Origin of the sequence: Yersinia frederiksenii ATCC 33641 (genome assembly GCF_000754805.1) — a bacterium.
GTDB classification, from domain to species: domain Bacteria; phylum Pseudomonadota; class Gammaproteobacteria; order Enterobacterales; family Enterobacteriaceae; genus Yersinia; species Yersinia frederiksenii.
Genome location: NZ_KN150731.1, coordinates 667,451 through 690,869 on the forward strand (window position 1 = coordinate 667,451; position 23,419 = coordinate 690,869).

Below are 23,419 nucleotides of genomic sequence, written 5' to 3' on the forward strand. Positions count from 1 at the left end.
CCATTGCAAGCTACATTCGTAATAAAAAAACTAGAAAGTGCAGCTAAAGATCTCATAACTAAAAATGAAACGATAGCCGATATTGCATATAACTATGGGTATGACTCTCAACAATCATTTACACGTTCATTTAAGAAAAAATACAACATTCCTCCAGGGTGCTGGCGGAGGCATTTTAATACCATAGAATAACTCAGTTTTGATCATCTAACTAATTATCTACAAACATACTATTATGATGCCAATAAATATATAATATCATCATAATGACCACGTCCATTTCAGATGTTAAGGGCGATTATAAGGTATTTATGGTAATCACTATACTATCGATTGAACCTGAGATTTCATACCACTAATTTAATAAATGGTACCATTTTTATAGTCGTGATCCCCATGCGTTTCCATTTTCATAAATTGGGACTTTCCCTAAGACTATCCAACTTTTCCCTTCCCACACTGAATCGGAATTTTCTCTCGTAACGCCGGTCAGTTATGCCCTAGCAAGGGTCTTTAGGTAAGAGAGATATCGGCGCATTATAACAATGCGCTGATATCTTACGTTACGACTTCAGCAATTAACTAGAAATTGTATTTAACCCCTATCATCACTGCAGTGTCACTGTAGCCTTTGCTGCCAATTTGCTGGCCAACATTGCCCCACAGATTAACTTGCTTATTGATTTGCCCCTCTACACCGACTTTCAGCTCACCAATATTGGCCGCGCCATCTTGCTTCACCTGTTGACCGTCCATGTTAGTCCCGAAGTCTTTGGTATTATGGATCCAATTAGCTTCAATATACGGCTGGAACACACGATCTTTACCTTTATCCTGGCTATTGTAGCCATTCATAAAGGCTTTCACACCCAGACGGGTTTGAATATTGCCATCCCCTTCTCCGGATACATGCGTACCATTAACTTCTTTATGATCATCAGCCTTGACGCCCATCCAAGTCACTTGTGCTTTCGGTTGGATAAAGTAAGTCGCATTCTTAGCCGTGTTTTCGCCAACTTTAAAGGTATAACCACTCTCAATCGAAGCCGTTACCCCTTTGGACTTATACTTTTCAGTATTCAAATCCTGGCCGTCAACGGTGTTGTTGAACCAGCTATATTGGGCCCAGCCATCAACATACAAACCCGATTTATCGGATTCGTTGGCATACCAGGTACCATATACACCCGTGCTGTAGCCATCCACAGAGGCACGAGCACTATACCCGGATAAACGCGACTCAGTACGGCTCTTACTGTTCGCATAACCAGCCATCACACCGAGATGAAAACGATCCTGTCCATTATGGCTCCACTGGGCAATATCACCGCCCAATTGCACGACATACCGGTTTGCTTGTGTGCCTAATTGGTTCTCGGTATCACGAGAGCGATTATGCCCGCCCGAGTTACGCAACCACAGGCTGGTCACTTTGTGTTCGCCGGTCAACGCATCAATATACTGGGTCTCCCCTAAACGATCATGCAAACTCGTAACAAACATATTATTCGCCGCAGCCAGGTTAGTCGCATAGCCACTGGCTTCTGGACGTTTAATCAGGACCGATGGGTCAGGGGCAATTCCATTAGCGGTACTGCTCAAATACCAGTTACTGGCATTTGAATCCACACCACGCGCCAGAGAGTAATCATACGCGCCAGCCACAATACGGCCACTTTGCACAAAATCACCGTCTGACTGGCCATTGACCTGAATCAACTCAATACCATTCAGGGTTTTGGCGCCCAAACCGCCGGCATTGTCCACACTAACATGGGTGGTTCCGCTGGTGTTGCCATTGACTATCATGCTGTCCGTGGCCGAATTGTCATCACCCAGTGCGGTGTTAAAATGCAGCAACCCGTTGTTACCAATATAGTTACCATTTACCACCAACTGATTGCCGGTGGTGCCAGTATTGGCTGTATTACCGACAAAGACTGTGCCGCTGTTAATCAAATCCGTCCCGACCGTAAACACATTGCTAGCTGGAGATAAACGGCTCAATATTGACGTCACTGGTGTAACCGGATTACCAACAAACAGTGTTCCGTTGTTATTAACAGCCCCAACTACGCCACCAAAACCGCCCATAAAGGCACCGTTGGCAATGTTGACTTGCTGGCTGGCCAATGTTGTTGGGTTAACATTACTACCCAGAATAAGCCCACCCGCATTGATGTCTGTCTGGCCGCTATAGCTCGCAGATTGTGTCAACGATACCGTACCTGCGCCATTTTTGGTCAAGTTCCCAGTGCCAGAAACACGGTTTGCCAGTGTCCAATCAGTGGCTGAGTTTAATATCAGTGAACCATTATTGGTCACAGAAGCACTCCCCAGACTCGCCTCCTGAGAAGCTGTCAATTGGCTACCCGTGTTGATATCAAGCAGACCACTGAACTGACTGTTATTGCCGCTGGCAGTGATATCACTGTTGTTTTGCAACACAACATTACCAGTACCACTGATGTTATTAACCAGATTTCCGGCGACACCAGTTAGAGTTAATAGACCGGCATTGATAATGTCACCGTTGCCCAGCCCCGCGACATTGTTCAATGCTGCGAGGGCACCACTGGCAATGGTTGTTGTTGCGCTCAGGCCGCTGTTGGCACCATTAATCGTCAGAGTATCGGCGGCAATCGTCAACGCGCCACTACCGGTCAACTCACCATCAGAGACACCGCCCCGACTCAGAATCAGGCTGCCACCATTGAGATCCAATAATGAACCAGCAGCACCGCTCAGTTCCCCCACGGTCTGGCTGTGACCATTCATATCCAACGCAGTATCGGTTGCCAAAGATAATAGTGAAGTATTACCCAGAACGTTATCATTCAGCATTTGCAGGGTGCCGCTGCGTACTTCAGTAGAACCGGTATAATCGTTGTCCAGATTGGACAACGTCACCGTTTTTCCAGCACTAGTATCAATGGCTAAATCGCCACTACCCGTTATTTTGGCACTCAAATCCGCCGCTGGGCCCGTTTGCGTGGTGGCATACAGTGACAACGCATCAGCACCGCTCCCCAGCAACTCAACTTGTGTTAAACCGTAAGCCACATACAGACCATCGTTATCCACACCACTGGTCAGACGATAATCATAAGTGCCTTTGGCTACCGTGGTGCCGTTTTGCGCAATATCGGCAGTGGTGACATCGGTAATGATATTGCCATACTGGTCTTTCAGCACTAGGTTGCCGCCATTACCTTGTACCGCAACATCACTTGCGGCCAGTTGCAGTAGCACATTGGCACCATCTTGCTCCATAATTGGCAGGACTGGATTGACTGGTGTCTGGCTGTTATCGACACTATCAATATTCAGTGCCACGGTGCCCGTACCCAACAAATTCATCCCTTGGGTAGTGTGGATAGTGGTTGCCGCGACGGTTTCACCCGGAGTCCCTACATCAAACTTCAACGTCCCCCCATCAAAGGCGAGCCCGCCGATAGTTTGTATTCCCGAACCGACCGTAACAGTGCTTCCTGCCGCCGCACGAAGTGTCGCGTTATTCAACTCGAAGGTATTGGTCCCGTCTAGCATGAACGTACCATTGCCGACAGCAAGAGTACCAGTAAAGGCATTACCCGCCCCAGCACCAAGGTCGAACGCTTGACCTGTCGTGTCGGTGGTAATCAGCCCAGAGCCCGTGAGTGTATTTCCCAATGTCACCGCGCCATCACGTAAAATAGCCAGAATGCCATTTGCTTGAATATCGATATTACCCTGCACACTACCGGTACTGCCCCCATTGCCCAATTGTAGCGTTCCGGCGGTGATTGTCGTCCCACCGGTATACGTATTGTCACCAAGGAAAACTGTCATGCCACTACCGTTCTGCTCAACCGCACCACTTCCTTCAACCCTGTCCACGGTCACCAGGTCCGGACGGTCAAATGCCAGAATACCGCTGTTGTCGACATGATGCAGAGATACGTTACCAGTGGCCGAACCACTACCTATCTGCAATGTACCCTCTGAGATGACGGTATTACCGGTATAGTTGATCCCGGCGTCAATTGTCAGCTTGCCCATACCATTTTTGGTAAAGTTGCCCGTCCCAGTGATAGCACTAGTGGCCAGTACAGCATCAAAACCATTAGTGTCGAATCTACCGCCATTTGAGCCCAGAGTAACATCACCACTAAGACTCAGACTGCCAGTCCCCATGTTTCTCATTGTGCCGTTATCGAGCGAAAGAGATGCTAACGTTGAGCTACCCGCACCGATATTCCATACAGAATCCGTATCTAACGTGATTGATGAATTAGCCGCTGATGATGAACCAGAAATAACGGAGTTATCACTGGCAGTAATATCAATGGTGCTACCGTTGTCTTGCACCAGCACAGGCCCGCTTACCTGAGAGTCAGACACCACGAGATTAAGTGAGTCGCTCTGACCAACAATAGCTGCGCCTTGTGTACTACTGAGCGTACTCCCTGTTAAGGTAAGTTGGTTTGCACCACCATTTGATTGGATCACATTACTATTACTACCCGTCACACTGGCTGTCAGCCCCTGGAATGCTTGTGAAGCACCGTTGGCAACACTTATTGCTTTGCCAGAAGAGCCAGAAACATTGACACTGAGTGGTGCGGAGCTATTAATGGTTGAGCCTGCACCGTCGATGATCAGTCCCAAGCTGCTATTGGCATTAATACTCAAAGTGCCTCCAGCCAAATTGATCACCCCACCACTGATTGCCTGAATGCCACTGCCGGCCAGAATGGCGGTGTCCAGAAGAGAGGCGTCGGTGACATAAACCTGCCCAGCGCTTTCAGCAACAATCCCCGTTGAGCCGGCAACCGTTGTCGTCAGAGAACCACCATTTAGTGTCACCGAACCATTACTCGTGGCATTTACAGCACGTTGAGTTGCACTGATAGTGCCAGAACTAACTACTGAGCTGCCTAAGCCGTTGGCTTTTACACCGGTCCCACTACCGGTCATCGTGCCACCGCTTGCCAGAATGAACGCGCCCCCGTTATTGGCTTGAGCACCAATGCTGCTAGTCCCTCCGCCAACAATAGTTACACCAAGGTTTTCAATGGTCGCACCAGCACCGGTAACCGTCACCCCGACATTGTTCCAGCCAGGCATGGATATGATGCCGCTGTTAAGTGTCACTCGCGAACCATTGTCTGCTGCATAGACACCTGTATTATTGGATGTCACGTTCGCATTAGAGACTGAAACTTGACCACCTGTAACTGCGGTAATGCCATAGGTATCGCCTACCACGTTGCCGCCCGTAATATCTACAGTGGCACCGTTTCTAGCAGAGATTGCTGTAGAACCACCGCCACCGCCAGTCATAGTGATATCTGTCGACGTCGTGACATAGCTGCTCGGCGAACCATCGGCCAGTACGCCCACAGCCCCAAAGCCCCCCGCGCTCACGGACCCACCATCAAGAGAGATATTGGCACCATTATTGGCATTTACCTTGCCGTTTACGGTCAGCGCTGTTGCAGAAATGGAGCTGCCACTACCGGTTGCGGTCATGCCATTTGACAAGATATTCCCACCACTCAGAACAACTGAACCACCGAGTTCAGCCCGAACGCCAGTCCCAGCGCCAGAGCCGGTAATATCCGCATAGCCAGAGATAACACTACCTACGCCACTGGAAACGATGCCAAACAGGCCAGAGAGGGAGCCGCCATTAAGATTGAGTAGACCGCCGTTGTAAACTCCCGCCCCTCCTGTACTCCCAAGTATCGTAGCTGAACTATCCACGACGCTTCCTGCACCGTCGACGACGAGACCATATGAGCAACAAACCGTCGCAAGGCTAGAAGAGTTCATGATGATATTGCTGCTCGCATCAAGACTTGCTTTCCCACCAGTGTTCACATAAAAGGCAGCCGTGTTTCCGCCGGAGGCAGGTGCTTGAGAGGTGATAGTCACATTTGTACCGGTATAATCACCGCCACTGGTGACAGCCACTGCTGGGCCAGTCGCAGAATCACGCTCTACATCACTCTCACTCAGGATATTGTTAACAATGATGGACGGTAGTGGGTCGGCCCATACGGAACCAGCAAAGAACGCGCCAAGCCCCACGATTAGAGAGAGGCTGGTGAGAATATTTACCGGCTGGGAAGACGTCGATGCTTTGCATTTTTTCCCAGCCTTTGTGAACTCTGATACCACATCGAAGCGATTCAATGCAGTATTCCAAATAATTTTAAATACTTTATTCATATTATTATTCTCAATAAAAGTCTTATCATGATTAGGATATAATTCCTGACATTGCTTCAGACTCGGTTGTTTATATGCAGGTGTTTTCAAATGGGCTGGTGTTGTATAGGGATCAAACTAGTTCTTTAAAATGATTTGTATAACCATCAAGAATTATTGACGTCGTAGTTTCGTCAGAACGAGAAACAGGTTTTGGCAATCCTATTTATCAGTAAGGATAGCGCAAAAAAAACAGATAGCAGTCATAGTTACCTATAGTGAAAGTGAAGAGTAGTCGCTATTAATAAACCCAATGATAGTATTCCCACCTTCTGAGCTAAGGGTTACTCTAATTAGTAATGAATGACAAATCATAACACATTGATATTTTTCATTTTATTTAACTATAATCATTGTTGGTCATTTGGTGATGTATCATCACATAAAAATATCTAACTGCATTATTTTCATGACTTAATGGTACGATTAAGAATAGCTTACGCCTATAGGTGAACAGGCAGATTACTGTAGGAAACTTCTTGTTTATCAATTTCAATAGATAAATTTATCTTATGAAATGTTTTGGGGGAAATGTCCCCTCGCCTATTTTTATTTATTACATCTGAATTGATTTTTATATGATTATTGATCCGGTATTATTATTGGGCTTATTGCAAAAAATGGAATTGTTATGAAGACTGAGGCTATTCATTCCTTCTTCAGTAACCCCACATGACCCCTAACGATTTCAAATGGAAACATTTTGCACCCGAGATCATTCTTTGGTGCTTACGGTGGTACGGTTCAACCCCGATGAGTTATACCAATGTCAGCGATATGCTGTGGCGAGCATCAAGTTGGAACAGGCATTGATCATGGCTTGCGCACACTCTGCCTTAACTTTCTGCTTGCTGTATTTTCCTTGAACAAGATTAATTTCTACAGGTATCTTATAATTCCAGTAATTTTGCTCTTCCGGAAAAACGGCACGAACTGGGTTATGAAAAGTTTCAGACCAACGGTTAAGTGATTTTATACGACGGGGAATGTTTCGTATTTTGGTGCGGTTATCCCTACATAATCGCCTGCTCATATTTTTTAACTTCCTGCTTGTTCAGTTGGTTATAGCGTTGGTCGAAAATAACTTCACTGTAATCTAGCGGTATATTTTTCACAAGAATGTCCGCTCTTCGAGGAGCGGACGTTGGCCTTACAGCGCATTGATGTATAACTGTGTTTGTAAGTGCGCTGTAGTAGCGACTATCTACGCTTTTCAAGGCTGTCCATGAAAATCCCAGCGCGATGACCCCATTACGTCGTAGACGTGCTGATCCGTAAATGGTGGGAATAATGTACGTTTAGAAGCTTCCACTAAAGCATGACAATAACCTTCATCGCCGCTCTTTATGATGAAATTCTGTAGGGTACCATCAATTTTGAAATCGAGGTGTGCATCACATCTTTTCCCACCCCAAGCATGGGGCTCAATGAGGGCTGCATCAAGTGCTTTTTTGATACCCAAGGCCTGGTAACCAAAAAGGTCTTTATCTGATACCTTCCCAGAACGGTTGTAGGTGCAAGAGTTAATTGCGCTATTTTTATGACAATCTTTAGGAGTTAGTGGTGCGCATCCTGTAACAATTACCGCCAGTATCATCAACATCAATATTTTAGTCATGCCTAAATCCGTCCATGGTGATTTGCATTAAGTTGTGCTTGCAAATAGTAGTTTGGGTTATTATACCATTCAATCTAGTCCGTGACCTGCCCCCTAATTTTTAACGCAACGCGATGTTAGCGACGTCCATCTGTACTCTTTCAAAACTGGTTACGTCAGCTTCACGCCCTGAGGCATTCGACAACCTTAGACTTCAATCGACTCAGAGATCTCTAACGCATCATCGACTTCAATGCCCAGATAACGGACTGTGCTTTCCAGTTTCTGATGGCCTAACAGAAGTTGGATCACCCGGAGATTCTTGGTTTTCTTGTATATCAGGTAAGGTTTTGTTCTTCTCATGGAATGTGTGCCGTACAGCGAGTCATCAAGACCAAGCTTTGCTGCCCATCCATGAAAAATGCGATTGTATTGTCGAGTCGATATATGTTGGCAAGAACCGACCCGGAATTGGAACAAGTAGTCTTTACTGTGCAGATTACCCAGCTTTATTAACGCTGCAACTGCTTCTCTTGTCCCTTTGGTTATCTCAAATTGGACGGGCTACCAGTTTTCTGTTGTAACACCGTTGCTCTGCTCGAAACAGAACTGCCATATGCAACATCTGATACTTTGAGTTTTACCAAATCACAGCCCCGAAGCTTACTGTCCAAAGCCAAGTTGAACAAGGCTAGATCGCGCGTTTTACCTTCAAGTTCAAGTCTGATTCGGATCCCACAGATATGAGATATCTGAAGCGGTCTTTTTTGTCCGATGATACGGCCTTTGTTCCACGGTGACGTGTTCATACTCAAACCTCCTGCAATATGGGAGATTTGAGTATGATTGTCCTTCATGAGCGAGAAGCGGACGGTATTTGTATTTAACTAGAGGTTATCCCTGACTAAATTCCTTGTTTAACACTGCGGCCAGAGCCGACGGATTTTCCCAAGACATAGAGTGTCCTGCTTGTGGCACTATTGCTACAGATATGTCCTTATGGCTGACATACTGAAAATCACTGTCCGGTAATGATTGTTCGCCAAAAATTAGTGTGCGTGAACAGGACAGATTGAGGAAGATCTCCATCCATGAAGGTGAGGTTCCATCAATCAGACTTTTGGCTCCCCGCCACATTGCCCAGGGGGCAGCATTTTGGGCCGAACCTTTCCAGGGGGATGTGTGGTTTGCCAGTATAGTGTCGTACACTTGAGAGATAAATTCAGCTTCCGGTTTCTCCACTAGTAGGCGGCTGTATACGCCGCCACCTGCATGAAAATTAGGTTCCGAAATCACCAGTTTAGCTATCCGTTCACGCAATCGTTCTGCCACTTCAATCGCAATACTCCCCCCCATGCTGTGACCATAGATATGAAAATGTGGGAGCTTCAATGCGTTGACCACTTCGATAATAACTTCTGTCTGATGAGCAATACTGTAATCATAATCACGAGGCTTATCACTGAAACCATATCCAGGAAGGTCAATCAGTACGGTGCGTCGCCCGCCAAAGGCCGGATCTGCCACAATTCGTGGATACTCATAAGAAGAAGCACACCCAAGTCCGTGAACAAACACAATAGGAATACCCTGACCCGGTAAATCATGCCAACGTACATAGGCTCTTGCGGTTAACGAAAACAAACTCTGCATGCTCTATTCCTCTGTTAATTCTCGGGCAGTCGAATTGCTCAATAAGTTGCATCTTACCAGTCCATAAATAAGCCAAATAGACAATGGCACCAATTTATCTGAGCAAGATCAATGCACGAAATGAGATAAGTTTTAACTCAGCCAATATTGCTATAGTGTCAATAAGCTTTTTAAAAAGTCACTATGATTGCAGTACCTAACAGGTTAACGCCCTCTGTTTATATCAACATCCGCCTCTGGCACTAAACCGCCTAAAGAACATCGGGCTGCTTTGAGCGAGGAACGGATATTTACATATTTGTCCAAGTGGCCAAATTCAGTAAACCACTTCACTGAACAGTTCTCATTAGTTGAGAAACTCAGGGCGCGGTTTCCCGTTGCCGTTGTGTGCAACGTGTTTGGGGTTCATCGCAGCAGCTATAAATACTGGCGGCAGCCAAAGAAGCCTGATGCCACACGCGTGGCATTACTCAGTCTTGTTCGTGAAAGCTATCGCGAAAGTAACGGCTCCGCAGGCGCACGTAATATTGCTGCGATGGTTACTACCAAAGACGTAAAACTGAGCCGGTGGCGGGCTACTAAGCTAATGAAAGAACTTAAGCTCATCAGCTGCCAGCAGCTTGGCCATCGATATAAGAAGGCGTCTAACTTTCCAATAGCACTCAACACCTGGCTTTAAAAGCGCCGAACTGCCCTCGAACACAAATCATAGCGAATATAGTCAACATGATAAATATTCTTGCATCCCAGACTGAGGATAGTACCCAGATACTACAAAACGAGTTTTCACACAGTCTGGGCACAAAGCCGACTGTCACAGGAAACCTAAACCAAAACATGTTAAATTTAATACATCACTAGAAAAAATAATATAATCCATTGAAATTATGAATAAATTCACCAAGGCAACCTGCAACTACTTCTCGCATTGAGTATCTTACCTCTACATGCAATAGCCCCTTCGGCACAGCCGAAAATGTTGCTCCGATTGCACTAGACGTCGCAGATCATGTGAAGTTTAGTGAGGCATTTATAAATGAGTATATAAATGAGTACGAAATTAAAAAAAATTAAATTAACATTTAACTTTCAATAATTTAAAACATAAATTACCGTTCAACGTCTAAATAAATTCTGTTGTCTCATGAGGTTTCATTGAATCTCACAACAGTCGTAAAAAACCATAAAATCCACGCAATTGCGTGGATTTTTCATTTCATAGAGTCTCACCTCTTAACAACGCTGTCAGAAATGAGCACATGGATGAGTACAACATTCCTCCATCTTCATTTTAAGTGAGTACAATAACGGTATAATAAATAAGCAAGGCCCCGTTATGCTCACCGATAAGCAATGCCGCACTGCCAAGCCGAAAGAAAAACTCTATCGGCTCAATGATTTCAATGGTCTCTACCTCGAAGTGAAACCCAATGACAAAAAGGCATGGCGCTATCGGTTTAAACTCGACGGTAAATCCAGCATGTTTGCGCTGGGTTAATACCCGACGGTCAAACTTGCCGGAGCTCGCGAGAAATGCGGGCAAGCGCGTAAACAAGTCGCAGATGGAGTTAACCCGACACAGGCTCGTCCTGCAGAAGCCGCCGAAGCAGAATGGACAGAATTCGATCTTGGTAACGCCCTGTGGATTATTCCGGCAGCGCGAATGAAAGCCCGTAGAGAACACGTTATTCCCCTTCCCTCCCAAGCCATCCAAATGCTTAGAACACTCCATGGATTAACAGGGCATCGACAGCATCTTTTTCCGGGACGGGATAATCCGCGCGGACCAATGACATCTCACTCGTTGCGTCAGCTTCTCAAAAGCCTTGGCTGGAGCGGTACTTTCAGCCCACATGCGACCAGAACAACTGGTAGCACTCGCTTAAATGAAATGGGTTACAGGCCTGATGCTATCGAAGCCCAGCTAGCGCATGCTGATACAAATAATGTTCGGTGCACATATAATCATGCGACTTATCTCGATGAGCGGAAGATTATTATACAGGAGTGGGCTGATAGTCTTGATGTCTGGATAGACGATTGTCTTCCCCTACTCTCTGTTCGAAGCCCGTTCTTACGACGATAACGATAATACTGACAACCCCACTGCGGCATGACACTCCGGCGAATACCAGCCGAATAATGTGGAATGTGCCTCATTGAAATGTAAAAAATTCATGATTTAAATCACCTTATTAGGATTATTATTAAACCAATAGGCTACCGTTTCTTCATCACAAACGATGAACCGTAATTAAAATCTCATTTAACGAGATATTAATTACAATCACTTCCGGTTTGTACGATATTTCCTAGGGGTTTCATAGGTTAATTCTTGGGTATTTCTTATATTATAAAAACGCATTGAAAATGACTTCTTCGCGGGCATAATGCGCTGCATTATTTTATTCAGCCGTTTATCTGCCCCAACAGGGCAAATAAGGATATTCCCTGTGCTACGTTCCCACTATTCAACATTAATAGCTGGCATATTGTTGCCTATGGTAGCTATTCCACTTGCAAGTAATAGCGCGGAATTAGCCCCCGCGCAGCAAAGTATTCATCAGCAGGAACGGCAACGGGCACTGGAAGAGCGCCTGGCACCAACCACACCAGATGTGCGCTTATCTGCGCCGTCAGCATCCGTTGGTCGCATCACTTTCCCGGCAGAGAAACCCTGTTTTGTCATTGAACGCGTCACTGTTAGTGGAACTGAACCATTGCCCCGCTGGTTGCCATTGCAACGACTCGCCGATCAAGCGCAAAACCAGTGTCTGGGGGCCAAGGGAATTAACCTGCTGATGGGCCAATTACAAAACCGGCTAATTGACCATGGTTATGTCACTACCCGTGTTCTGGCTCCGCAGCAGGATTTGAACAGCGGTACTCTGGCACTACAAGTGGTGCCCGGCAAGATACGTCAGGTGACGCTGACCCCAAACAGTGACCACCATGTCACACTATTTAGTGCTTTCCCCGCACGCCCCGGTAACTTGTTGGATTTACGTGATATCGAACAAGGACTGGAGAACCTACAGCGCGTCCCCACCGTGCAAGCCAGTATGGAATTGATCCCCGGCTCCGCACCCGGTGAGACAGACATCGCCCTGAACTGGCAGCAGAGCAAAATGTGGCGGCTGGCAGCCTCATTGGATGACTCCGGCACCCGCAGCACCGGCCGCTATCAAGGTGGCGCGACACTGTTTCTGGATAACCCTTTATCCCTGAGTGACCTGTTTTATGTCTCGGCTGGCGGTTCAATAAAAAATCGCGGCGACAAAGGTACCAATAACCTAACCGGCCATTACTCGCTGCCTTTCGGTTACTGGACCGCAGGTATTACCGCCAGCAGCTATGACTATCATCAGACGGTGGCAGGGCTGAATGGCGACTACAGCTATCGGGGGGAAAGTGAGAATGTGACACTGCAACTCAGCCGTCTGCTGCACCGTAATGCCAACCAGAAAACCACTTTTACCTACGATGTGCTGACCCGCTCGTCAAAAAACTACATCAATGATACCGAGGTGGAAGTGCAGCGCCGCCGCACCTCCGCCTGGCGTGTTGGGCTGGAACATCGCCACTTTATTTCGCAAGCCACACTGGATGCCGGTATCAGCTATCAGCGCGGCACCCGTTGGTTTGGTGCGATGCCCGCGCAGGAAGAGTATGTCGGAGAAGGCACCGCCCTGAGTAAAATTCTGCGCTTGAATGCGCAACTGGATATTCCTTTTGCCGTCTTGACGCAAAAGTTTCACTACAACCTGCAATACCAGCGTCAAAGCACTAACACGCCTCTGACGCCACAGGATCAGTTCTCTATTGGTGGCCGCTGGTCAGTGCGCGGGTTTGATGGCGAGCGCACGCTGAATGCTGATCGTGGCTGGACAGTGCGCAATGATCTCGGCTGGTACACCCCGCTGCCAGGGCATGAGCTGTATGTCGGTGTTGACTATGGCGAGGTCGGGGGACCCAGCACCTCTTATCTACTGGGCCAGCATTTGGCGGGCGGTGCCATTGGTGTGCGCGGCAATATTCTGAATACCCGCTACGACCTGTTTGCGGGCAAACCACTCTCTAAACCCGACGGATTCAAAACCGACTCGGTGACTCTGGGCTTTAACCTGAACTGGCAATACTGATGCGCCCGATTAACGATTTACTCTGGGATGAGTTATGAATAAGAACCTGTACCGTATCGTTTTCAACAAAGCGCGTGGCATGTTGATGGTGGTGGCTGATATCGCCGCCTCTGGTCGGGCTACATCATCGCCGTCGTCAGGTATTGGGCATGCGCAAAACCGCCGTATCAGTGCGCTATCGTCACTGAGTTTTAGCCTGTTACTAGCCTTAGGTTGTGTCTCATTATCCGCTCAGGCCAATATTGTTGCCGATGCCAGTGCGCCGGGGAATCAGCAGCCAACCATTATCAGCAGCGCTAACGGCACGCCACAGGTGAATATCCAGGCGCCCAGCAGTGGTGGCGTTTCACGTAACGTTTACAGTCAATTTGATGTCGATAATCGTGGCGTGCTCCTCAATAACGGACAGGGTGTCAATCAGACGCAACTCGGCGGTTTTATCAGCGGTAACCCGTCGCTGGCACGCGGTGAAGCCAGTATTATCCTCAATGAAGTCAACAGCCGTGACCCCAGCAGACTCAACGGTTATATCGAGGTGGCCGGGCGCAAAGCGCAGGTGGTTATCGCCAACCCGTCGGGTATTACCTGCGAAGGCTGTGGTTTTATTAATGCCAACCGCGCGACCTTAACGACCGGTCAGGCGCAGCTCAATAATGGCCAACTTACTGGCTACGATGTGGATCGGGGTGAGATTGTTATTCAGGGCAAAGGCCTGGACAGCAGCCGTCAGGATCATACTGATCTGATCGCCCGTTCCGTTAAAGTCAATGCTGGTATCTGGGCCAATGACCTAAAAGTCACCGCCGGGCGCAATCAGATTGATGCCGCACATCAAAATATAAATGCCAAAGCCGCCGATGGCAGCCCGCACCCGACAGTGGCGGTGGATGTTGCCAATTTGGGCGGCATGTATGCGGGTAAAATTCGCCTAATTGGGACTGAAAGTGGTGTCGGTGTGCGTAACGCGGGCGAGATAGGCGCTTCAGCGGGCGATATTACTATCACGGCTGATGGCATGCTGGTCAACAGCGGCCAGATCAATAGTGCGAGACAACTGGCGGTGAAGACTTCCGCCGATATTGATAACTCAGGGGTGCTCTACGCCAGTGGTGATACCCAACTCACTTCGGCGGGTAAGCTCAGTAACAGTGGCACCATTGCCGCCGCGGGGGATACCGCTCTGCGCGCAGCTGAAGTCAATAGCAGCCGCAATTCTCTCTTGGGTGCAGGTGTCAAATCAGACAACAGCAGTGTTACCAGCGGCACTCTTAGCATTGAAGCCAACGGGCAGCTAATCGCTCAAGGGAAAAATGTCAGTGGTACGGCGCAGAATCTCAACGCGCACAGTATCGATCTTAGTGGCAGTCAAACCCAGAGCCGTGATATCACTTTGACCTCACAAGGTGGGCCAATTGATCTCAGCGGAGCCAGATTATCCGCCAGCCAGAATCTTTCTGCCTCAACCGCCTCACAACTGCGTACCGACAATGCCAAGCTGGTTGCCGGGCAAGTGACACTCGACGCACAAGCACTCTCCAATGTCAGGGGTGTGATAGCTCAAACGGGAACCACAGATTTCAATCTGAATCTGCCGGGTAATATTGATAACCGTGATGGCAAAATCCTCTCTGGTGGCAAACTCTCGTTGCAAGCCGAAACGCTGAACAGCAATGGCAACAGTTTGCTCGGTGCCGGAGTGCAGAACGATGGCAAGCTGGCTCAGAGTGGTGAACTGAATGTCGCCACGCGTCAGGCATTGATTGCCCAAGGGCAAAATGTGGCTGCGGGTGCCATGACGTTATCTGGCAGCCGTGTTGATCTCACCGGTAGCCAAACTCAGGCTGGCAATATCACCATAACGGCCCGCGACGGCGATATTTCTACGCAAGACGCGACAGTGCTCACTCCCGGAACCCTTGCGATCACCGCCGCAGCAAACACGAAACAAACCCTGAATAACAGTGGCGGTAAATTGCATGCCGATAATATCCAGCTCAATCTCGCCAAACTTGATAGTAGTAAAGGGGAAATTGCAGCAGCGACCGATATGTGGGTACGCCTGCAAAGTGATTTCACTCATCAGGCTGGCGCACGGCTCACTGCGGGGCGTGATCTGGCCTTTGCCACCAGCGGCGCACTGACTAATCAGTACAAACTGGAAGCCGGACGAGATATGCAACTGACGGCGCTCAGTATCAGCAACGCCAATACTGATAACAGCAGCGCCCTACTGGCCGGTCGGGATTTGTCATTGAACACTGATAGCCTGTTTAACAGCGGGACGCTGTATGCCGCCGGTGTTGGGCAATTTACGATTAACGGAAACGTCGAAAATCGGGGCGAGATCTACACCGAACAACAATTGACTTTAGCCTCTGCGGGCAATCTGGTTAACAGCGGTGTGATACAAACTCGCGGGGATATGCAGTTATCCACTGCGGGCTATCTCAACAATAGCGGCACCCTGTATAGCGCGGGTGACCAAATGGCGCTATCCACCAGCGGAGACCTAACCAATAAGGGCAGCCTGTATGCCGCCAGGGGCAATTTGCACCTGTTGACCAAAGCTAATTTGGATAACAGTGGCAGCCTCTATGGCACGGGGAACAGCGAGTTAACCGTGCATGGCAATGCGGCTAACTCAGGCTCCGTTTATACCCAAGGCACACTACAGTGGCAGTCTGACGGGAGTGTCGCTAACAGTGGTTCCATTGCCGCACTTGGCGACCTCCAACTGAAAGCCAGCGACTTACTCAGTAGTAATCCCTCCATGATAGCAGCGGGTTTGACAGCAAATGGTAGCCGAGCCAACAACAGTGATTTGACTATCACCACAGAGCACACCTTGATTGCTCAAGGGCAGAATATCGCTACGGGTACATTAGCGCTGTCAGGTAGCCAACTTGATTTAACCGCTAGCCAGACTCAGGCTAATGCTATCACTCTCGCGGCCAAATCGGGCGATATCACCTTAACTGAAGCCGTGGTTAAAGCCGCGACGCAGCTGTCGGCTGGTACAACCACCCTACTACGTACTGATAAAGCCAGCCTGATTGCTGATCAGATAACTCTCACCGTGCAATCACTCTCTAACTTCGGCGGTGTCATCGCACAAACCGGCATCACGGATTTCAATCTCAATCTGGCTGGTTATCTGGATAACCGCGCTGGCACCCTGCTCTCTAAAGGCAACGTGGCGGTGCAGGCACAGCGCCTTGATAGCAACAGCACCAGCCTGTTGGGTGCTGGGATACAGAGTGATGGCCGCCTGACTGATGCGGGCAACCTGGCGGTAACCACTCATCAGGATTTGATAGCACAAGGTCAAACCCTCGCGGCCGGGGCCATGACATTAACCGGTAGTCGGGTGAGTCTTGCCGACAGCCATACGCAAGCCCGTGAGATGAATATTATTGCCAACAGTGGTGATGTCAGCACACAACGCGCCAAAATCATATCTCTTGGCTCGCTGACCATTACTGCGGGCGCAAATGCAGCTCAAAAACTCAATAACCAAGGCGGCGCACTGGCGGCGAATAATATCTCGTTGAATCTTGGTCAGTTTGATGGCAGCGCAGGTAAAGTCAGTGCCAGTCAGGATCTGACTATTGGTTTACTGAGTGATTTCAACAATCTGGCAGGTTCCACCCTCCAGGCTGGACGAGACTTAACCTTTACCACTCAGGGTGCCTTAACCAATGGTGGGCAGTTGTTGGCAGGCCGAAAACTCAGCACCGACTCCACCACCTTGTTCAACAGCGGCAGCATTATTGGGGCTGAAGCCACACTTAAAGCGCGAGATCGTATCACTAACTCCGGCCCTAAAGCCCTTATCGGCGCAACGGATGAAAATGGCACATTAACCTTGCTGGCACCGGTGCTTGAGAACAGTGATACCGTCACCAACACAGACAGCGCCCCGACCACCACCATTTTAGGTATGGGCAAGGTCATTCTGGCGGGCAGGCAAGATAATGGTGGGAATTACCAGACGGCGGCTCAGATTCTCAATATTTCTGGCCTGATTGAATCAGGTAAAGATCTGCTGGTTTACGCCAGCAAGCTGACTAATAGCCGTCATATCTTAACCGCCAATAGCAATTTCGTGGCGGCAGGTACAGTGAGTGGGACGGGCTACTGGACGGCGGAAAACCCCGACATCCCAGGCGGGCGCTATGCTGAGCCACCTCATGGCGGCTCCATGAACAGCGATTATATTGGCACAAACTATACCTCGACTACCGCCAAAAACAGCATCGATAAGATAAGCCCTGAAGCTCAGTTATTAGCGGGCGGTAACTTAATGCCGCATGTCAGCACGCTGGAAAACTTCTGGAGTAAAGTAAGCGCGCAAGGTGAGATTAACCTCTCGGGTGTGACGCTGAACCAAGATGGTTGGGGAAATGCACAACGGTTAATCGAAAGAACCACCTCCAGCGGTGAGTGGCGCTACCGCACCTACAAAGGCAATTTGTGGGGTACCGGTTGGGGGCCGGAGGTCAAAGAAAACACGACCAACCAATACGCCTCCAGTCTTACCGCGAAAACCATTAGTGGCAGTGGGACGACGATTAACAATGGGGCAAACTCCGGTGCAATCTCTCCACCAAACAATCGTGACAATATCGGCAAAGACATTGCTGTTGAATTTAACGGTATTTCGCTAACACTTCCCAGCGGTGGGCTGTATCAACTCAGTACAGACAAAGGTCACTACGCGCCAACCCCGGAAGGTGATCTCTCGCTTGGCAGTATCAATAACCCGTCCGCCAACCTGGATCGCACCGGCCTTACCGCTCCGGATCGCGCGGTAAGTGGCGGCTACCTGATAGAAACCAACCCTGCATTTGCCAATCTGAATAACTGGAAAGGGTCGGATTATTATCTCCAGCAGTTAAATAGCGATCCTTCTTTCATCCATAAACGTCTGGGGGATAACGCCTATGAACAGCGCCTGGTGCGCGATCAGGTGCTGGCCTTAACCGGTCAAACGGTCGCCAGTGATTACCGTAGCGCACAAGAGCAGTTCGAGCAGCTATTTGCCGCCGGAATTGAATACAGTAAGGCATTTAATATTGCTCTTGGTAGCCACCTCAGTGCCGAGCAGATGGCGGCATTAACCAGCAATATTGTGCTGATGGAAACCCGTGAAATCGCTGGCGAAACCGTATTGGTACCGGTGGTCTATCTGGTAGGGGTGAAACCGGGTGACTTGCATGCCAACGGCGCGTTGATTGCGGCCAATAATATCGAACTCACCGATGTTCAGGGTTTAAGTCATCAGGGGGCCATCAAAGCCACCCATGATCTGCGCATTAGCATGGCAAAAGATATCACCCTGACCAGCAATGGCGGCCTGCTTCAGGCGGGCAATAACCTGCAACTCAGTACGTTGAACAGTGATATCGACCTGACCGGTGCGCGGCTAAATGCGACTAACCTGCAACTGGATAGCGGGCGCGATTTAATCCTGCGCACCGACACTGAACAACTCAGTAGCAGCAATGGCGCAGTGCTGCGCAATCAAACCCTGCTGGGGCCGCTGGCGAGTATCAATGTCAGTAACAACGCGGTGATTAATACCGGCCGTGATTTTATCCTGCAAGGTGCTAGCCTGACGGTTGGCAAAGATCTTCAGGTCAATACCGGCGGCGACTGGATCCTCAATACCGTCGAGCGCAGCGACCAGATAAGTGCGGATTATGGTTATGGCCACGCCACCAGCGAACACATTCGCCATTTTGGTAGCGAGGTGAATGTCAGTGGTGCGTTGACCGCTAAGGTCGATAATCTGAGCGCCGTGGGGGCAAACATCAATGCCGGCACGGTGGATGTGCAGGCACAAAACATTAACCTGAGTGCAGCGACCGACAGCCTGCACGTCACCGGTGAATCCTCGAGCAAGCGCCATACCAGTTCCGTGGATCTCTACGATGAAACGCTGCTCGGCAGCCAATTGAACGCCAAGGGCGATATCAATTTACAGGCAGCAAAAGACATGACCCTCAGTGCCAGCACGGTGCAAACCGACGGTGCGCTGAAGCTGGCGGCGGGCGGGGATGTCACGCTCACCACCCAGACTGAACAACATGATGAACAGCGCAATCATACCGGTAAGAGTAAAGGGCTGGCATCGACCACCACCACACGTACTGAAGACAGTATTAGCCAGACACTGGCAGTCGGCTCGATGCTCTCGGCGGGTTCTATCGATGTCAGCGGCAAAAATATTGCGGTCACCGGCAGCAATGTGGTGGCCGATAACGATATTAACCTGCGGGCGAAAGAAAACATTACCATCGACACCGCGCAACAGAGCGAGAGCGAATCTCACCTGTTCGAGCAGAAAAAATCCGGCCTGATGACCACCGGCGGGATTGGGGTCACGATTGGGAGCAATAGCCAGAAAACTACCGACAACATGCAGACGCTGAGCAACGTTGGTAGCACGATTGGCAGCCTGGGCGGCAATGTCACTCTTGATGCGGGACATCAGCTAACTATTCATGGCAGCGAAGTGATCGCCAATAAAGACATCAGCCTGAAAGGGTCAGATGTCGCGATAACGGCGGCGGAAAACCACCTGTCTCAACAACATACTACCGAGAGCAAACAGAGTGGCATCACCGTCGCCCTGTCAGGTACGGTAGGCAGTGCCATCAACAGCGCCGTCACTACCGCCCAGGATGCCAAAAAAGAGACCAATGGCCGCCTCCAGGCATTGCAGACCACCAAAGCAGTCCTTCAGGGCGTTCAAGCAGCACAAGGCAAGGTGTTGGCCAATGAAACCGGCGACCCCAATGCGGTGGGGGTAAGCATTTCACTGGGCAGCCAAAAAAGTAAATCAGAAAGTCGCCTTGAGCAGACCACCGCCAGCGGCAGTAACATTGCTGCCGGGAATAATCTGTCCATCACCGCCACCGGGAACCATGGGGCCGGGGATATTCGGGTACAGGGCAGCGAGCTGCAAGCGGGAAAAAATCTCAGTCTGGATGCTAAAAATGATATTGCGCTGAACAGTGCCGAAAATAGTGAGAGTCTGCATGGCAGCAATAAAAGTTCGGGCGGCAATATTGGGATAGGTATTGGCGTCGGAAAAGGGGCCGGTATCAGTATCTTTGCGGGTGTGAATGCCAGTAAAGGCAAAGAGCAAGGCGACAGCCTGACCCATACTGAAACCCAGCTAAAAGCGGGCGATACGGTGAGTATCACCAGTGGCCGTGATACATCCTTGAAAGGTGCGCAGGTCAGCGGCGAAACCGTGAAAGTAGATGCGGGCCGCAATTTAACCCTGCAAAGTGAACAAGACCGCAACAACTACGACAGCAAACAGACCAGCGTGAGTGCCAGTGGCAGCTTCACCTTTGGCACCATGACCGGCAGCGGGAGTGTCAGTGCCAGTAAGTCTAAAATTGATTCAGACTACACATCAGTACAGGAACAGACCGGGTTCTTCGCCGGTAAAGGCGGTTTTGATATCACCGTCGGCGAGCACACTCAGCTCAACGGTGCGGTGATTGGCTCGACGGCCACTGCCGATAAAAACAAGTTGGATACTGGCTCGCTCGGCTTTTCGAATCTCGATAATCAGGCCAGTTTTAAAACCTCGACCAGCAGCATGGGCCTGAGCAGTGGCGGCTTTACCGGCAGCAAGGACATTATCAGCAATATGGGCGGAGGCGTCCCCATCACGGGCGGTAATAGTGGTGATGCCAGTTCGACTACTCATGCTGCGGTTTCGGATGGCACTATCACGGTTCGCGATACCGATAAACAACAGCAAAATGTCGCTGACCTGAGCCGTGACGTCGAACATGCCAACAACGCCCTCTCCCCTATCTTCGATAAAGAGAAAGAGCAAAACCGCCTGCGCGAAATCAATTTGATCGGGGAGATAGGCAATCAGGTTGCGGATATTGCACGCACGCAGGGTAAGATAGCAGAAGAAAAAGCGCTGAAAGATCCGAAGGCAATTCAGGCAGCAAAAGACGTGCTGGCGGAGAAAGGCAATCTGACGCCGACGAATAAGCAACTGGTCGAGCAGATACGTAATACAGCGTCAGCCAGTTACGGCACTGGCAGTGATTTACAACGGGCGATCCAAGCCGCAACAGCAATCACTCAGGGGCTGACCGGCGGTAATATTGGTCAGGCTCTCGCTGGCGGCAGCGCGCCGTATCTGGCGCACGAAATCAGTAAATATCTGCCAGCCGATCAGAACCAGACTGCAAACCTGATGGCCCATGCAGTGTTGGGGGCTGTTGTGGGTCACTTCAACGGCAATGCGACAGTCGGTGCCATCTCTGCCTTCACGGCAGAAGCCGCCGCACCCGCAATCATCAAGGCCATGGGCTGGGATAAAGACAGTCTCACCGAAAAACAGAAACAAACCGTCAGTGCGCTGGCGACACTGGCCGCCGGGTTGGCGGGTGGATTGGTAGGTGACAGCAGCAGTAGCGCAGTGGCTGGTGCGCAGGCTGGCAAGAATGCGGTTGAGAATAACTCGCTGTCTGGTGATCATGGCCGTGAGTCGATGAAACAGGCTGCTGAATCCCTGAAAAATCAAATTAGGGATAAACTGGGGGAAGGCACAACATCTTCTATCGCAAACGCTATCATCACAGCTCTTGCTGACACTGGTGATACGGCACTGGGTGGCAGCGACTATGCGCTTGATTATGTGATGGCGCTGGCGTCATGTGCTACTGGGGACAGTTATTGCACTCAGGCATTAAACGATCTGGCGGGTAAAAATCAGGCGGCGGCAGAAACCGTAAAAGCACTGATACAGAGTGAAACCTGGTCAGCCATCGCAGAGTCAGCTAAAAAGGCATACGATGGGGATCAGATGGCGCTGGAAGCCACTGGTGGAATGTTGGCGGGACTTTTCCTGCCGGGTAAGAAATTGCCTGGTGGTATTGCTGGTAAGGCCGAATCGATTGCTGCTGATATAGGCAAAACTGGTACTGTATTTGATTCTATAAAAGGAACCCAGCCTGTTTATCCTGGTTCTGTTATCCCTAAATCTTTTGAAATGACATTACCTAACGGTCAAAAAGTGTGGGTGCATGGCAATGCTACAGAACACATGGCAGAATATGCAGTATCTAAAGCCGTAACTAATACGCCAGAGGCGGTCAGACTTGCCAGCCAGACAGAACTTAGAAGTTTTCAAGCTGCGTTAGATGCCGCGACAAAGAACGGTATGTCATATGGGCGTATAACAGTCGATGGTTGGCAACTGGAAATCAAACCTCCGCGCGCTGCTGGTGAGTTGCCAACAGTCATTCATGCTCGTTATCTAGGGGCAAATTAAATGGACATAGAAATTACAAGTCCGATCAGTATTGCATTGGACGTAATAGAGCTTGATGAACATATTCCATCATTGAAGTTTAATTTGGTGATTCAAGTAAATAAATTTAGTTATAGCTTGAAAGTCAGTACCCAAGCATGGCTTGAATGCAAATGCTTTGATGCATTTATCGACAATATGCGTAATGATGATATAGCTCATCTTAAAGATATGAATGGATGTTTTGAGTTGATTTTAAATCCAGTTTTAGGATGGCTTGAATGGTCATGTGCTAAAGAAGATCTGCATGGATATGTCTCAGTATCAAAAGGCAGAGAAAAGTTAACGGACGAGGCAAAATCTGCAATATATACAGCGTTTAATAATTATCCTAAATGGTGGTGACTGTTAGAGCAGGTCTAAGGGTTCTGTCGCATTAAAGCGTGGTCAGGTAACATGCTGTTTTTTTTATGATGC

Annotated in this window: 9 protein-coding genes and 3 pseudogenes; 7 read left to right on the top strand and 5 right to left on the bottom strand. The window is 49.1% G+C overall.

Annotated elements, in window-relative coordinates:
• Nucleotides 1-192 (top strand): helix-turn-helix domain-containing protein (locus tag DJ58_RS22420; RefSeq protein ID WP_154662400.1); only part of this gene is annotated, 192 nt, incomplete at its 5' end.
• Nucleotides 193-582: 390 nt separating this feature from the next.
• On the opposite strand, the gene DJ58_RS18400 is transcribed toward DJ58_RS22420, so the two are convergent.
• Nucleotides 583-6,216, bottom strand: a complete 5,634-nt coding sequence (locus DJ58_RS18400) for an autotransporter outer membrane beta-barrel domain-containing protein (protein WP_050504525.1) — start codon at nt 6,214-6,216, stop codon at nt 583-585.
• Between the two features lie 711 nt (nt 6,217-6,927).
• Here DJ58_RS18400 and DJ58_RS22425 point away from each other — a divergent pair.
• Nucleotides 6,928-7,038: pseudogene (locus DJ58_RS22425) on the top strand (IS6 family transposase); the annotation flags it as partial.
• Here DJ58_RS22425 and DJ58_RS18395 read toward each other — a convergent pair.
• The 4 genes and pseudogenes from DJ58_RS18395 to DJ58_RS18380 all read right to left on the bottom strand — a co-directional run bounded on the left by DJ58_RS18395 (nt 7,025) and on the right by DJ58_RS18380 (nt 9,505).
• The gene (locus DJ58_RS18395; protein ID WP_226977658.1) at nt 7,025-7,288 is read right to left on the bottom strand and encodes a DUF3916 domain-containing protein; all 264 of its coding nucleotides are present in this window, start codon (nt 7,286-7,288) and stop codon (nt 7,025-7,027) included. The pseudogene DJ58_RS22425 and the gene DJ58_RS18395 sit on opposite strands and share 14 nt — an antisense overlap.
• 180 nt (nt 7,289-7,468) lie before the next feature.
• A complete protein-coding gene (locus tag DJ58_RS18390) occupies nt 7,469-7,873 on the bottom strand; it encodes a cell envelope integrity TolA C-terminal domain-containing protein (RefSeq protein WP_032912234.1) in 405 nt (134 codons plus the stop codon).
• A 186-nt stretch (nt 7,874-8,059) separates the two neighbouring features.
• A pseudogene (locus tag DJ58_RS22430) lies at nt 8,060-8,661 on the bottom strand (site-specific integrase).
• A gap of 85 nt (nt 8,662-8,746) precedes the next feature.
• Nucleotides 8,747-9,505, bottom strand: a complete 759-nt coding sequence (locus DJ58_RS18380; protein WP_004712674.1) for an alpha/beta fold hydrolase — start codon at nt 9,503-9,505, stop codon at nt 8,747-8,749.
• A gap of 298 nt (nt 9,506-9,803) precedes the next feature.
• Here DJ58_RS18380 and DJ58_RS0121465 point away from each other — a divergent pair, with 298 nt between their 5' ends.
• The 5 genes and pseudogenes from DJ58_RS0121465 to DJ58_RS18365 all read left to right on the top strand — a co-directional run bounded on the left by DJ58_RS0121465 (nt 9,804) and on the right by DJ58_RS18365 (nt 23,347).
• Nucleotides 9,804-10,184, top strand: a complete 381-nt coding sequence (locus DJ58_RS0121465; protein WP_032912237.1) for an IS3 family transposase — start codon at nt 9,804-9,806, stop codon at nt 10,182-10,184.
• A gap of 657 nt (nt 10,185-10,841) precedes the next feature.
• Nucleotides 10,842-11,591: pseudogene (locus DJ58_RS0121470) on the top strand (integrase arm-type DNA-binding domain-containing protein).
• A 367-nt stretch (nt 11,592-11,958) separates the two neighbouring features.
• The gene (locus DJ58_RS18375; RefSeq protein WP_032912236.1) at nt 11,959-13,647 is read left to right on the top strand and encodes a ShlB/FhaC/HecB family hemolysin secretion/activation protein; all 1,689 of its coding nucleotides are present in this window, start codon (nt 11,959-11,961) and stop codon (nt 13,645-13,647) included.
• Nucleotides 13,648-13,681: 34 nt separating this feature from the next.
• Nucleotides 13,682-22,963, top strand: coding sequence for a hemagglutinin repeat-containing protein (locus tag DJ58_RS23305; RefSeq protein ID WP_115155708.1), 9,282 nt, complete (start codon nt 13,682-13,684; stop codon nt 22,961-22,963).
• Nucleotides 22,964-23,347 carry a hypothetical protein gene (locus tag DJ58_RS18365; protein ID WP_032912303.1) on the top strand — a complete coding sequence of 128 codons (384 nt, stop codon included), beginning with the start codon at nt 22,964-22,966 and terminating at the stop codon, nt 23,345-23,347.
• Nucleotides 23,348-23,419 lie beyond the last annotated feature (72 nt).

What these genes read in the sequence shown, in the direction of transcription:
- DJ58_RS18400 (WP_050504525.1), bottom strand. Translation starts at nt 6,216, where the DNA reads ATGAATAAAGTATTTAAAATTATTTGGAATACTGCATTGAATCGCTTC.
- DJ58_RS18395 (WP_226977658.1), bottom strand. Translation starts at nt 7,288, where the DNA reads ATGAGCAGGCGATTATGTAGGGATAACCGCACCAAAATACGAAACATT.
- DJ58_RS18390 (WP_032912234.1), bottom strand. Translation starts at nt 7,873, where the DNA reads ATGACTAAAATATTGATGTTGATGATACTGGCGGTAATTGTTACAGGA.
- DJ58_RS18380 (WP_004712674.1), bottom strand. Translation starts at nt 9,505, where the DNA reads ATGCAGAGTTTGTTTTCGTTAACCGCAAGAGCCTATGTACGTTGGCAT.
- DJ58_RS23305 (WP_115155708.1), top strand. Translation starts at nt 13,682, where the DNA reads ATGAATAAGAACCTGTACCGTATCGTTTTCAACAAAGCGCGTGGCATG.
- DJ58_RS18365 (WP_032912303.1), top strand. Translation starts at nt 22,964, where the DNA reads ATGGACATAGAAATTACAAGTCCGATCAGTATTGCATTGGACGTAATA.